Annotated in this window: 12 protein-coding genes and 1 tRNA gene; 6 read left to right on the forward strand and 7 right to left on the reverse strand. The window is 54.5% G+C overall.

Features of this window, described 5'->3' with window-relative positions:
* Window positions 1-24: 24 nt before the first annotated feature.
* The 4 genes from mdoH to QUE89_RS09740 form a co-directional block, all read right to left on the reverse strand.
* Window positions 25-2121, reverse strand: a complete 2097-nt coding sequence (gene mdoH, locus QUE89_RS09725) for a glucans biosynthesis glucosyltransferase MdoH (protein ID WP_286219912.1) — start codon at window positions 2119-2121, stop codon at window positions 25-27.
* A complete protein-coding gene (locus QUE89_RS09730; RefSeq protein ID WP_286219913.1) occupies window positions 2108-2410 on the reverse strand; it encodes a hypothetical protein in 303 nt (100 codons plus the stop codon). Before QUE89_RS09730 ends, mdoH begins: the two co-directional genes overlap by 14 nt.
* 22 nt (window positions 2411-2432) lie before the next feature.
* Complete coding sequence (locus QUE89_RS09735; RefSeq protein ID WP_286219914.1) at window positions 2433-3974, reverse strand: glucan biosynthesis protein G; 1542 nt, start codon at window positions 3972-3974, stop codon at window positions 2433-2435.
* Window positions 3975-4090: 116 nt separating this feature from the next.
* On the reverse strand, window positions 4091-5155 hold the full coding sequence (locus tag QUE89_RS09740; protein WP_286219915.1) for a ShlB/FhaC/HecB family hemolysin secretion/activation protein: 1065 nt from the start codon (window positions 5153-5155) through the stop codon (window positions 4091-4093).
* A 414-nt stretch (window positions 5156-5569) separates the two neighbouring features.
* Between QUE89_RS09740 and galU the strand changes: the two genes are divergently transcribed.
* Complete coding sequence (gene galU / locus QUE89_RS09745; RefSeq protein WP_286219916.1) at window positions 5570-6406, forward strand: UTP--glucose-1-phosphate uridylyltransferase GalU; 837 nt, start codon at window positions 5570-5572, stop codon at window positions 6404-6406.
* A gap of 15 nt (window positions 6407-6421) precedes the next feature.
* Here galU and QUE89_RS09750 read toward each other — a convergent pair whose 3' ends face one another.
* Window positions 6422-6838: a helix-turn-helix transcriptional regulator gene (locus tag QUE89_RS09750; protein WP_286219917.1), complete on the reverse strand. Its 417-nt coding sequence runs from the start codon at window positions 6836-6838 to the stop codon at window positions 6422-6424.
* A 279-nt stretch (window positions 6839-7117) separates the two neighbouring features.
* Between QUE89_RS09750 and QUE89_RS09755 the strand changes: the two genes are divergently transcribed.
* The 5 genes from QUE89_RS09755 to QUE89_RS09775 all read left to right on the forward strand — a co-directional run bounded on the left by QUE89_RS09755 (window position 7118) and on the right by QUE89_RS09775 (window position 11545).
* Complete coding sequence (locus tag QUE89_RS09755; RefSeq protein ID WP_286219918.1) at window positions 7118-8185, forward strand: hypothetical protein; 1068 nt, start codon at window positions 7118-7120, stop codon at window positions 8183-8185.
* 123 nt (window positions 8186-8308) lie between these two features.
* Window positions 8309-9397, forward strand: coding sequence for a hypothetical protein (locus QUE89_RS09760; RefSeq protein WP_286219919.1), 1089 nt, complete (start codon window positions 8309-8311; stop codon window positions 9395-9397).
* Between the two features lie 149 nt (window positions 9398-9546).
* Entirely contained in the window at window positions 9547-10497 is a 951-nt protein-coding gene (locus tag QUE89_RS09765) for a DMT family transporter (protein WP_286219920.1), read from the forward strand.
* A gap of 55 nt (window positions 10498-10552) precedes the next feature.
* Window positions 10553-10629, forward strand: a tRNA-Val gene (locus QUE89_RS09770).
* Between the two features lie 103 nt (window positions 10630-10732).
* On the forward strand, window positions 10733-11545 hold the full coding sequence (locus QUE89_RS09775; protein WP_286219921.1) for an RluA family pseudouridine synthase: 813 nt from the start codon (window positions 10733-10735) through the stop codon (window positions 11543-11545).
* 11 nt (window positions 11546-11556) lie between these two features.
* Here QUE89_RS09775 and QUE89_RS09780 read toward each other — a convergent pair whose 3' ends face one another.
* Complete coding sequence (locus QUE89_RS09780; protein WP_286219922.1) at window positions 11557-12033, reverse strand: GNAT family N-acetyltransferase; 477 nt, start codon at window positions 12031-12033, stop codon at window positions 11557-11559.
* Between the two features lie 326 nt (window positions 12034-12359).
* Entirely contained in the window at window positions 12360-13367 is a 1008-nt protein-coding gene (locus QUE89_RS09785; protein WP_286219923.1) for an NAD-dependent epimerase, read from the reverse strand.
* Window positions 13368-13371 lie beyond the last annotated feature (4 nt).

Consider the following 13371-nt stretch of genomic DNA (forward strand, 5'->3'; position numbering starts at 1 on the left):
GCAACGGATTCCCAACAGCCTTATCTAAACTTTCCGGTTTGCTGCCGTGCTGGTCAGGAGCTGAATACTCCGCCCCCAGTAACTGTCTTTTGGCGCTCGCCAGGCCATACGATGAAGCTCCTTCAACGTCGCCTTATCGCGTGCAATTTGCGCCACCTCTGAATCGGTTAACGCACCAGGGCCCTGCTCTACACAACGATCACGAATCCGATGTAGCCTGGCCTGGCGAACGGCATTGAAAGCGTCCCGCCCCAGGGCCTGATGGATCTGGTTTATGCCCGGAACCAGCACAGCCTGCTGGAAAGGCGTCAGAACAGTTTCTGGCCGCTCTTCCGACCGATAACCCCGGGCCCGAGTAAGCAGCGACATTGGGCGCCGCTCCTCGGGAATCATCAGTATTCCTCTATTAAGCAGGCCAATCCCAAGAGCCTGGCGGCTTAGCAGAACTGACGTTGGTGCGGACAATATCAATGGCACAGCCACAGGTAAGGACCAGAAGAAGAACAGCGGATCAAGCGTCCAGGCGAACCCCGCCCAACTGGCACCCACTGCCATTGCAGGCAACTGGGATCTCAGGCCATTCGACCAGGTCATCTCATCGGTGCGATTCTGTCCGGCCCATTTCAGGGTCAGATTGAGCAACGCCGCGATAACAAACCGGCTATGGGCCAACATCCGTATCGGCGCCAGCAGCACCGAGACTGCGATCTCGACGAACACACTGATCAGCAATCGGGGAAGCCCACCAAACGATGTTGTCGTTCGATGGATCATCGAATCGAAAATCGCCAGGAATTTTGGCAGGAACAGCAACATCAGGGTACTCAGGGCCAAACCCAGCGCCCATTCGGGTCGCCATTCCGGCCACAGAGGAAACAACCCCTGGTAACCCTCAGGAAAATAGTCGATCGGCGCCAGCGTCATTTGAGCCGCTTCAATGCTGGTCAGTATCAGAAACGCCAGCCACAGCGGCGAGGCGAGATAAGCCATGATGCCGTTGAGGAATGCCATTCGGTGGGCAAACCGAATCCCCGGTTCTCGCAACATAATCCAGAGGTGCTGCAGGTTACCTTTAGCCCATCGATTGTCCCTGGCCAATTCGTCGCCCAAGGTTGGGGGCGATTCCTCATAACTTTCGCCAAGGTTCGGCTCCAGCCAGACCTCATAGCCAGCGCGCGCCATATAGGCGGCCTCGACAAAATCATGACTCATGATCGGGCCGCCAAACAGGCCGCGCCCCGGGAGCTTCCGCAATCCGCAGTGCTTCATGAACGGCTCAATACGCAGAATGGCATTGTGTCCCCAGAAAGCCGCATCACCCATCTGGATGGCAGCCAGGCCGGTGGCAAATAATGGCGAATAGAAGCGGTTGGCGAACTGCTGGATACGCGCGAACAAAGACTGTCCGTTAATGACGTTGGGGTTGGTTTGCAAGATCCCAATGCGGGGCTCACGCTCCATCAGCCGAACCATACGCACCAGCGTACGCCCACTAAGCAGGCTATCGGCGTCCAATACGATCATGTATTTGTGCCGACGGCCCCAGCGGCGCAGAAAATCCGCCACATTGCCACTCTTGAAATTAAGGTTGACTGGCCTGCGCCGGTAGAAAATCCGTCCCTCAGCACCCAACTCGCGGATCAAGTCGCTCCAGGCCACTTGCTCTTCCAGCCAGACATCCGGATTCCGGCTATCCGAGAGAATATAGAACTCGAAACTGTCCAGCTCGCCCTGATCCGCAATATCTCGATAGACAGCCTTGAGACCATCCAACGTCCAGCGAACCGGCTCATGGTAGATAGGAAGTATTACCGCGGTTTTCTTCAGCGGTGTGGCCTCCAGTTCGTCATCGGAATGGCGCTTAAGGCGAGAGTGGCGATCGCCACCGGTGAGTCGGATGACGAAGCCCCAGACTGCTGTCCAGAAACCGACGGCGATCCAGGCATACAGAATGGCAAAGAGAGAAAGGAGCCCCAGCTCCAGAGGGGTATTGCCATGATAGGGCAGGATCCATAGCAGATAGTATCCGGCGACAGCCGTTTGGCCGAACACCAGCAGTGCCATCAGGGATCGCCTGACCATTGCCACACGGCGCCAACGAGGGTTCTCAGTGGGATCCACGTTGTTCTCCCGTTGCTGGCGAACGCGCATAGCCTATACTGCCCCGCTTCAGCGGCGGAGACACCTCAGCCAACGCGACCCGCGTTGCCGGGAAATAGTCCTCCATGCGGTCCATGGCCGCATCCAGTACAGCACTCGTTGCGTCGTCGCCTCTCTGGGACACAGATTCAATGGCGTCATCAATCAGTAGCAATAGTTGCCGAAAACGGTCACTGGTCATTGTTACATCGGACTCTCTTAAATAACCGTAGAGCCGATTGAAGATGTCCTGAAACGCCATGTCATCCATCTGGAATCCTCCTTCTACCCCTTCATTCCGGCTGCTGCCGAAGTGCACTGTCCGCTCCGAGCTCATAAGTCCACGTCTCTGTGAGCGGCTCACCATCCAGACTCAGGAACCCCCTCAATGTCAGGCTCTTACTAGGATTGGCCTGGGCCAGAACGGACAACCGCCAAACATCTTTGACCTCAACGTATTGCACAAAATGCTCAAGCACTTCTACGCCTTCTCCGCCCGAGACGTTGCTTATGACTGCTGCATCAGCAGCAAGAGAATCGAGTGATCCGTCTTGGAAATCGATGACAAATCGATAGGCGTTTTCGTTCGCGACGGCTGCTTCACTTCCTCCGATAAAGGTTGCAGCCGTCTGTCCTCCAGGTTGCGAGCTGACTTCTGGCTGCCCGAAATGGAGCTTGTAGCTGAGCTTTACGGCATCCCCCGCGCGAGCAGGTTCGTCTGGCGTCCAGAACGCGACAATGTTGTCATTCGCCTCGGAATTGCTGGGAATTTCTACCAAGGCAACCTGACCGCTACCCCAATCGCCTTTGGGCTCTACCCAGGCACTTGGTCGGCTTTCGTAACGGGCCTCGCTGTCTTCATAGGATCTGAAGTGCTGGTCCCTCTGCATCAGCCCAAAGCCCGCCAGGCGCTCTACATCGTGATAGCTCAATCGGAGCTTTTCCGGTTTGACCAGCGGGCGCCACAACCATTCGCCAGTAGCCTCGTCGTGAATCACGAGACCATCGGAGTCGTGGACTTCCGGGCGCCACTCACCGCGTGGTTTCCGGGAGTTTTCACCGTAATAGAACATGGACGTCAGCGGCGCGAAGCCAGGTTGTTCGACGTCATTGCGAAAAAACAGCCGCGCATCAACGTCAATGACGGTGTTTTCACCGGGAGATACGGTGAATCGATAGGCGCCGGTTAGAGAGGGACCGTCCAGCAGCGCTAAAACCACCATCTTGTCGGCATCATTGGCGGGACGAACCAGCCAGAATTTTGTGAACGCCGGAAACTCCTCACCTGAAGGGAGTCCAGTGTCAACAGTCACCGCCCTACCAGAGAGGCCAAACACCTGCCCCCGACCAACACCCCGGAAATAGCTTGCCCCGCCAAACACCAGAAACTGGTCGGTGGCTTCAGGGTTATTCAGGGGGTACGTCAGCTTGAAGCCAGAGTATCCAAGATCGGCAGGAATTCGTTTTCCAAGCTCTTCATCTGGATAGCTAAAATCACCCTTACGGAATGGTATTTCTCGTACACCCTCGCTCTCCACGATATTCAGCTCTACGGCATGGGAATAAACGCTTCCAGGCTGCATCATCATGATCTGAAATGGGGAGTCGGATGCGCGCCATATACTGGACTCTGGCCGAAATTGAATTGACTGGTAGCGGGAATAGCTAAGGTCGCGGAGAAATTGGGGGACAGGTTTGGGAGCGGTATATTCGGAGGTAGAAAGAGTCCGTGCCTGATCAACAACTTCGTTGAATGTGAATGCTCGAACACCACTTGGCATTAGCAGTAAACAGAGCAACGGGAAAACCGGTCGCAACTTTCTCGAGTCGATCATGAATTGAACTCCTTGCGCTAATTTTCAGGTGCCCATCCTTACGGCCAAGCACCTGATATGAGAAACGATAAGCGCAGAGAGTCACAAGTGACATCTTTGTAAAGGCTCGGTAAAAACTACAGACCTACAGAAAAAGACAGGGATAAATCTGGGCGGGTCGGTACTTCCATCATACCGTCTGAGGCATCAAGAATCTTACCAACGCTCATGGCGGCACTGAAATCTCGGGAGGCCAGTTTCAAAGACAGCTCGCCCACACTGGCATTCCCGGAACGTTCATCGGCGAAATCCAGATTCGGAGTCCACCCACGTAATACCGACATGGTTACAGAGGAGCGCACAGCTGAGAAAAGCGGCAGCTGGAATTTAGGACTTCCGGCGTGCAACTTCAGCCAGCCGCCTTCAGGCGCTTGCCGGCTCTTGCCGTTATATCCGGTGGCCAGTGACGGGCCCGCAATTGACTGCCACTCCGACTCTGGCAAATCACTCCCAGCAAACTGGTAACGCCCGCCCAGCCCAAAGGTCCAGTCGTAGGCCTCCTTACTGAGAGATGCCGACAAGGCTAATTTCTGGAACCTATCCCGGCTTTCCTCACCACCGCTGGCATAATCCACGTCCTGGTAATCGACACCACCGAAGGCGGCAATACTGGCAGAGGATGTCACCCCCGATGAGAGTTGCTCCTCTTTTCGGGCTTCAATCCCGAACTTTGACAACTGATGGAGCGAGTCTTCCTCCCAGCCACGATCTTCCGTAACCGTCTTCTTCTCTACTGAGTGGGAGAGTACACCGTTAAGATCCAGACCACGCCAGGAAAGCCAGCGTCGGGTGCCAGTCAGCTTGAGTGCCCGCTGAGACCGGTCTGAATCGAATCTGTGCCCGGAACCTACCGAAAACCCCGAGTAATCGCTTGCCTGATATTGAAACCCAAGCACGACATCTGACACGGAAATGCCATAGTTCAGGGCCAGTTCGTTCGTGTCCTCACCGTTACGCCAGCCAGTTGAATCCTGATAATTGATGCCAAAGCGGTGCTGGGACCAAATAAGGTCATTGCCCACCAAACCCAGGGTATCTCTTATCTGATCTCTATCTGCGTCGCTCTTGCCTGAGAAACGGACCTTGGAAGCCACATAACGAGTAACCGACTCCAGGACGTTGCCAGGGTTCAGGTTTAGCATTGGTATGCCCTGAGGAGCTGACGCGAACGTCCAACTCGGGAGGACACACAGCAACATGGCGCTAAAACAAGCAGGACGCACTGGCCACCTTTTAGAGACGGGGTAAATTGGCGGTAATAAGATCGCCGTACTTTATCTGTTCAATCGCCGGCCTGGCCATGCTTTCTTGCCATTCCTTACAAATTTAATCTTTTAGGAAACCAGAGCTTATCTGTATGTTTGAAAGTCATGTCTAAATGTTTCTATTATGTAATCTTAAGCGTTGAAGATTACTTTTCGTTGCGATTCAGCCAGCAGCGCTCCATTTCCCGCCAGAACTTGTTTAAACTCGTGAAAACTCAAGGATTGCCTTCATCGAAGCGACCAGTACTTAGCTTCTGGGGCCGATAACTTGCTCGACTTAGGACGAACTCAATGATTAGAAAATGCTTGTTCCCCGTTGCCGGCTACGGCACACGTTTTCTTCCCGCCACCAAGGCCATGCCGAAAGAGATTTTGCCGATCGTAAACAAGCCTCTGGTCCAGTACGGTGTCGAGGAAGCGGCCGAGGCGGGCATCCACGAGTTCGGTTTTGTTACTGGTCGGGGCAAACGCGCAATAGAAGACCATTTCGACATCAGCTATGAGCTGGAACATCAGATTGCAGGGTCCGGCAAGGAAGACCTGCTGGCGTCCATCCGCGACTTGATCGACAACAACACCTTCGCCTTTACCCGGCAGAATGAGATGAAGGGGCTGGGCCACGCGATCCTGACCGGGCGAAACCTGGTTGGTGATAACCCCTTCGCGGTGGTGTTGGCGGATGACTTCTGCCTGGGCCCGGACGATGATGAGGGTGTGCTGGCGCAAATGGTGAAACTGTATAACCAATTCCGGTGCTCTATTGTCGCGATCGAAGAGGTTCCAGAGGACGAAACCCACAAATACGGTGTGATCGCTGGCGAGTCCATGAAGGATGGCCTATACCGCATCACCGACATGGTTGAAAAACCGGCACCGGAAGATGCGCCCAGTAATCTTGCCATCATTGGCAGGTACATACTCACACCGGACATCTTCGACATTATTGAGCGGACGCCAGCGGGCAAGAATGGCGAGGTCCAGATTACCGATGCCCTGATGGAGCAGGCCAAAAATGGCTGTGTTCTGGCCTATCAGTTCAAAGGTCGTCGGTTCGATTGCGGCAGTATCGATGGCTTTGTCGAAGCCACCAACTACGTCTATGAGAACATATACAAGAAGGACAACTGATTCATTCGACGGAGCTTAGCCGCCGAGAATCTGTAGGATCATGCGCCGGTTTTCTGCTGTGGCATTTCGGAACCGGCGCAACAGCTCCGATTCGTCGTCTGACAGCTGAACCCGGTTAATTTCAAGCTCTAATTCCTTCAACACGTCGGTCAGGTCATCGCTATTGCTGAAGGCCAGACCCGGCAACTCCAATTGACCATCACTCCCGAACTCGTCCAGATCTAGCAAACTCTCAAGAGGCGTCTCGGTCCGCAGGCAAAAATCCAGCAACTCGGTGACACCGGGAAAGCTACGGTGCCTGGGGTCGGATGACTCCCAACTCGTGACACTTTCTTCGTCGACTCCGCACATTTGGGCGACATCCCAGCGCGAGAGACGGCCATCCTCCCGAATCTGACGCAATCGACGGTTGAACGTTTGCAGGTACCGCATAGCTGATAGCCTCTACCCTCTGCACAGACAACGGCTAATCCCGTGTCAGAACTGTCCTGAAATTTAGCGCACATACAGTACCCTGCACAATGTACAGGTGACTCATTGATCCCAGGCGCGGGCGCCAATCCCCTCTAGACCTTGGGGGCCCACGGCTTTGTGATGAAGCTCACAGTATGGACACATTTCGTTACATTACGAGGGTCAGGTTTTGCTGTTCCGGAACCAAAGCCTGTATGTTTATCAATCAACTAATGACAACAAGAAAGGTGAGAACAAATGCCAGGCAAAGTGCTGGTTTTGTTGACCACTGTAACCACCTGCGTGGTTGCCACCGGGTATTTTCTGTCCGCTGACAATACAGCAAACTTTCACTGGTTGAGTGCCGCCTTCTCCGATACCAGTCCCGACATCCATCCGCAAAACACAGCGGGCAAGCAAGCGATGTCGGACCGCCCTGCTCCGCAACCACCCGGTAATAACGCCCTCGGCTTTATGCTTGCTTCGATCGCCGATCAATACAACGATAATGCCAAATATCCACCGTGGTCGACACCACTGACTGAAGCCCAGGCTCAGGGCTATCGCGGCAACCACTACGAACCGATAACCCTGCCACTGGGTAATAGCGGCCAATTCACGGTTACGCTGGAAAAGTACCGCTTTACCAAAAGAGAGCCGATTCTCATTGTCGCCTCAATTAACGGCCCCCAGGTTGTTGCCGACACCCTCAAGGCAACCCTTGAGCAGGCGCCCTCAAGGGACTCCGTCGCCACCACCACCCTGGCCATGTCTGATGACACTGGATACTACCAAGGCAGCCTGGATGGGGACGAACAGCCTGCTGAATACCGATTGATTGTCGAAGCAAGCATTGATGGTAAACCGGTAAGGCACGTTTCCACACTGACCATCGAACCTCACCTGGGTGATTTCGAGGGCTTGGAGGACAGCTACCTCAACAATAATAACCTGGTTATCCCTGTTCGATTTTCAGCGGAGCAATCCGGCTACTACGCCCTGTCCGCACAGCTTTATTCCGGCCAACGCCCGGTTGCCCAGCTAATGGCGGAGCAACGTCTTAACACCGGTAGCGATACCATTGACCTCAAAGCCCACGGCACAGTTTTGGCGGGCCTCCAGATTCAGGGCCCACTTACTTTACGGCATCTCCAGATCAGACAATTACCTGAAAAACCCGGAAACCGAACCCACTATGGATTTGGGCCGGAGCACGGTTTTTCGTTTTCACCACCGGATCTCGACCGCCTGCGAGACACCCCGGCCAGTGACCCCGAATCAGAGCAACGAGCGGCACTGCTCCGGCAGTTGGCCGACAAGTTCTGACCTCAGGGCCAGGATGGCCCTGTTCCGACAGGCGTCGGGCAGTACCGTCATTGAAGCCTGCAATGTGGGGCTGACGGATAAAGCGTCTTGAAACAAAAATAACTCAACGAAGACGGAGCAAACATGACAACAATAAAGACCCTAAGTGCCTGTAAGGCCGGGCTTGCGGTGGCCATCGCCGGGAGCCTTTTCGCGGGAACCGCCCAGGCCCAGTTAGCTGGGCACAACGTTATCCTGGTTCACGGCTTCCAGCAGGAAGATCTGGCGAACTCGCCTCCAAACCTGCAAGCGGTAAAAAACGCCGGTGAGGATTACTGGCGCACCTTCTGGCTGGCCAGATCCGATGCACGCATCGACTGGGGTAGCGACGGCCGGGTTGAGGGCGGCATTGCCCAGCAGGCGTATCAACAAATGCGCGAGATTAGCCAACAGGGCCTGTGCAGTAACTTCTGCATTATCGTCTCTCATTCCACCGGCGATCTGGTAACCCGTTACCTGTTGGAAAACCAGGCGCGCTGGCTTCAATCCGAGGGACTTGCACCGCTAAAAATCCTTGCCGCCATTGACTACTCCGGTGCCGGCGGCGGTACAGAGCTGGCCGACCTTGCCCTCAATATTGCCTACAACGACAGTTGGTACAACTGGCCCCTGAAGGCTGCTGTTCAAGCCTTTACCGGGATAGAACCCCAGCCGGATAAACTCGGCGTGGTCAACGACCTGCAGACCAACGCCGCCCGGAACCTGGCGATGACGCCGAACTCTATTCCACGTCTACGGTTTGTTGCCGGCGGCTCCTCATTCGGCGGCATTACCAAACCATTTATCGAGGGCAAAGATGACGGAGTTGTGCCAACCCACTCCGCCTGCGGTGCAACCTCTGCTGCGGGTATCGATTCCTGCTCGAACAGCCTGAGTATGGCTGGCAAAGTAACAAGCCAGAATGGTCCGGATGGGCTCTGGTATAACCACTTCCCTGTGCTGATGAACGAAGGCGCCTCACACAGCGGCGTACTTGGCTCCGAAACCGGCAACACTTCAGTGCCTGTGGTCAACGATACGACCTTGAACGGACTGAGAGTGGATTTCGCCAGCCGCACATACAATAAGAGAGCCTGGTGGCAATGGTGGGGCTCCGGCGACCGCTACATCGAAGTCCCTGGATCCAGAGACACCGACATGTCGACTTTGGTCTACTCAACACTCAACAACTAGATTTTTAACCACTTGTTATTAAATAAAAAATAAGGCCCAAGGATGGGCCTGCCCAGATTGTGAAACAGCTCGTCACCTTTCTTTTTTAGTTCGCAAACTATACATTGATCCGCTTGCCATCCTACTGATCGACGCTCAAGCGGTTACTCATGTCCGATACCCAAAAATCAGATGCTTTGTTGTTTGCCGTTACTTTAATAGCGGCCGTCAGTTGGATCTTCTCCAAGGAGGCGATATTGCTAATGCCGCCCCTTCTTTTCATGGCCGAGCGTTTTCTCCTCGCCGGATTTGTTCTGGCCATTGTCGCGTGGCGCCCTCTATCCCGTCTCAGCGCAGACCAGATTCGCCGAAGCCTTGGCGTTGGCCTGGTATTTGGAGTCGCCATGACCTTCTGGATCATGGGCCTGTTCCATGGCGAGAGTATGGGTGAAGGTGCATTCCTGACCAGTCTCGGCGTGGTAATCGTTCCGATCCTTGCCAGGCTTCTGTTCAAAGAAGAGCAGCCCCAAAGCACCTGGATTGCCATTCCCATCGCGGTTGCCGGGCTTGCCCTGCTGTCGCTTAAGAATGGCTTCAGGCCGGAGCCAGCCCAGCTGTTCTTTGTCAGCGCAGCTTTTATCCTGGCACTGTACTTCACCATGAACACGCGGGCCGCGAACCAACGTACTGTTATTAATCGGCGCGGAGAGACCATCGAGAAACGCCGGATCCCTGCCCTGCCGTTAACCAGCTTGGTGCTCACCACAGTAGGATTGGTCACGCTTGCCGCATCATCAATGCTTGAGCCCTGGCAAAAGGCCTTGTTCGAGCCATCTGGTGCTTTGCTAGGCTGGATCCTGGCCAGCGCCATTATCGGCACTGCAGGTCGTTTCCTGATACAAACCTACGCACAGAGCCTATCGGCTCATAGCCATGGTGTCGTAATCCTGATCCTCGAACCGGTATGGGTAAGCCTGTTTGCCGCCCTCTGGTTTGGAGAAACCATGAGCGGCCTGCAACTTGCCGGCTGCGCACTTATTTTTGCTGCATTGTTAGTCAACCGCTGGGGGGCATTCAGCAAAGCGCTCAAGACTTGGCTGCGCAATCAGAAAACCTCGTGAAAGTAGTTGACCAAAAACCGTAGAATCAGTATATTGCGTCCCCGTTGCAGGACACAGGACCATAGCTCAGTTGGTTAGAGCGCTGCCTTGACATGGCAGAGGTCGGCAGTTCGAATCTGCCTGGTCCTACCAATTCTGCAGAGAAAGTCAGTTACTTGCGATACCGTAAGAACTGGCTTTTTTTATGTCCGGATTTCTTTAATCTCTCCCCCGGACCTCTTGCCCGGTATTCCCCATGCGAACCACAATCGACTTCACACTGGAACACTCGCAGACTGCGGTCGACGCACTCAGCGAAGCCTCGGGCCTGCCAAAGCAGCGCATCAAAGACGCCATGAACAAGGGCGCCTGCTGGTGGACACAGAAAGGCAAAAGAGTTCGACTGCGCAAAGCCAAAAGGCAGGTTCGAGCCGGCACCCGCCTGCAACTTTTCTATGACGAAGCCGTGCTCGCCCGGAAACCGGAACCCGCCACCCTGCTGGAAGACCGACGCCGCTACTCCATCTGGTTCAAACCTCACGGCCTGCTGGCCCAGGGGTCACAGTGGGGCGATCATTGCAGTCTGCTTCGCGAAGCGGAAGTAGCGCTTGGCCGGGATTGCTTTCTGATTCATCGCCTGGATGCAGATGCCGCCGGACTGATGCTCATTGCGCACGACTCCAAGGCCGCTGGCGCCCTCTCCCAGTGTTTTTCAGGGCGAACCATCACCAAGCATTACCAGGCACGGGTAAGTGGCGAGATTACTGTTCAGGATCAACTCATAGATGCTCTGATAGACGACAAAGAAGCCATTACCCGAGTCTCAACCCTCAGTATTAACGAAACCGATCAGACATCGCTGCTTCAGATAAGCATTGAAACCGGACGAAAGCACCAAATTCGCAAGCACCTGGCAGGCATCGGCCACGCCATCATCGGTGACCGGCTTTATGGTCGCCCTGCACAAGAGCCACTGCAACTATTAGCGTACTTTCTGGAATTCGACTGTCCGTTAGAGCGCCGGCGAGTAAAGATTCGTTTGTCAGAGCCTGAATACAGCCTGAAGTAGGTTCGTAAAAATTAACCTGACACTGGCTCCAGGCTTAGACAATCAAATACCGGCTGTGCCCGCACGAGCCTTCCCTTTTTCAGCACGGCACTGAAGATCGTTCGCCCCAAAACCTGGATAGTAAAATAGGTAAACATCGGGTTGAAACCCGCCTTGGCTAACGCCCGCCTTGAGGCATGATTACTGACGGCTACGGCGCTCCATGTGACCCTGGTCGACGGACTGTGCAAGTTAAAGATTTCATCCAACATGATGCCAAGTAAACCCTGTCCCCTGTGCTCTGGCGCTGTAGCTACATCCCAGACATAAATTGCATTGTCAGGAACTGTCAGCTTTAAATGGTGCAAGACACCCACATGAGCACCTACACAGGCAACCCAGCCGTAGACTAAGGGCTTATCATTAACAAACAACTCGTAAAACTTGTGGCCTGCGCTCACTCGCCTGACAAACTCCGTTTTGGAGAATGGAAGACCATCTCTTAACATTGGCGTATCCGTCATGTCCCGCAACAAGCCAATGCCCGTCGGTCTGGGTGAACACCCGGGGCTAATCTGTCTAGACAGGAAGATTCCGGCATCCACACGGAATACGCGATTAAACCATCGCTTGAGGGGGCGCAGCCAGCGCCTGAGGGCCTTCAATGATCGAACATCCTTTGTTTGCCCATCTAAAAGCTTTAGCAGCAGATAATAGAAGCTTAGCCGGGTTCACAATCGCTGCAAAGGTTGTTCGACGATCTCGAATAGGAAGGGTTTTAGCCGAGCTTTGTTCTGACCCGGCATTCACTTCGAACGCACATCACAGCCGCTCGCTAGACGTTGTAAAACCCACGATACCAGTCAACAAAATTGGCAATGCCCTCTTCCACCGTTGTGCTGGGCTTGTAACCCACATCGGCAATCAGGTCATCCACGTTGGCGTAGGTAGCGGGGACATCCCCAGGCTGCAACGGCAAAAGATTTTTCTCTGCTTTCTTGCCGACACGCTCTTCAATGATCTCAATGAAGCGCGACAGCTCAACCGGGTTATTACTTCCGATGTTGTAGATCCGGTAAGGACCTTTTCCGGTGCCCGGATCCGGATTCTCACCCGACCATTCCTGATTGGGTTCTGCAACATGATCGAGAGTACGGATCACGCCTTCGACAATGTCGTCGATATAGGTGAAATCACGCCGGTGCTGGCCGTGATTGAACACATCGATTGGCTCGCCTGCCAGAATCTTCTTGGTAAAGATGAACAGCGCCATATCAGGCCTGCCCCAGGGGCCGTACACGGTAAAGAAACGCAGGCCGGTGGTGGGCAGGTTGTAGAGATGGCTGTAGGTGTGAGCCATCAACTCATTGGCCTTTTTGGAGGCCGCGTACAAGCTCAGGGGATGGTCAACGTTGTCATGCACAGAGAAAGGCATGGTTTCGTTGGCGCCGTACACCGAGCTACTGGAGGCGTACACAAGGTGCTTGACGTTGTTGTGGCGGCAACCCTCCAGGATATTCATGAATCCTACAAGGTTGGCGTCGACATAAGCGTGAGGATTCTCGATGGAGTAGCGAACACCTGCCTGGGCGGCCAGGTGGACCACGCGCTCGGGTTTGTGCTCCGCAAAGAGCGCCTCCATGGCGCTCCGGTTCGCAACATCCTGCCGCACCTCGGCAAAACCGGCCTTACCTGTCAGTCTCGCCAGACGAGCTTCTTTCAGGCTGACGTCGTAATAGTCGTTGACGTTGTCAACGCCGATCACTTCATCGCCACGGTCAAGCAGACGATGCGCCAGGTGCGAGCCGATAAAACCCGCTGTTCCGGTCACGAGAATCTTCACGTTA

This window comes from Marinobacter sp. LA51, from assembly GCF_030297175.1.
GTDB classification, from domain to species: domain Bacteria; phylum Pseudomonadota; class Gammaproteobacteria; order Pseudomonadales; family Oleiphilaceae; genus Marinobacter; species Marinobacter apostichopi.

Bases quoted from the DNA above. Each gene is read 5' to 3' on its own strand.
- QUE89_RS09730 (WP_286219913.1), bottom strand. From the start codon at position 2,410: ATGGATGACATGGCGTTTCAGGACATCTTCAATCGGCTCTACGGTTAT.
- QUE89_RS09735 (WP_286219914.1), bottom strand. From the start codon at position 3,974: ATGATCGACTCGAGAAAGTTGCGACCGGTTTTCCCGTTGCTCTGTTTA.
- QUE89_RS09740 (WP_286219915.1), bottom strand. From the start codon at position 5,155: ATGCTAAACCTGAACCCTGGCAACGTCCTGGAGTCGGTTACTCGTTAT.
- galU (WP_286219916.1), top strand. From the start codon at position 5,570: ATGATTAGAAAATGCTTGTTCCCCGTTGCCGGCTACGGCACACGTTTT.
- QUE89_RS09750 (WP_286219917.1), bottom strand. From the start codon at position 6,838: ATGCGGTACCTGCAAACGTTCAACCGTCGATTGCGTCAGATTCGGGAG.
- QUE89_RS09755 (WP_286219918.1), top strand. From the start codon at position 7,118: ATGCCAGGCAAAGTGCTGGTTTTGTTGACCACTGTAACCACCTGCGTG.
- QUE89_RS09760 (WP_286219919.1), top strand. From the start codon at position 8,309: ATGACAACAATAAAGACCCTAAGTGCCTGTAAGGCCGGGCTTGCGGTG.
- QUE89_RS09765 (WP_286219920.1), top strand. From the start codon at position 9,547: ATGTCCGATACCCAAAAATCAGATGCTTTGTTGTTTGCCGTTACTTTA.
- QUE89_RS09775 (WP_286219921.1), top strand. From the start codon at position 10,733: ATGCGAACCACAATCGACTTCACACTGGAACACTCGCAGACTGCGGTC.
- QUE89_RS09780 (WP_286219922.1), bottom strand. From the start codon at position 12,033: ATGTTAAGAGATGGTCTTCCATTCTCCAAAACGGAGTTTGTCAGGCGA.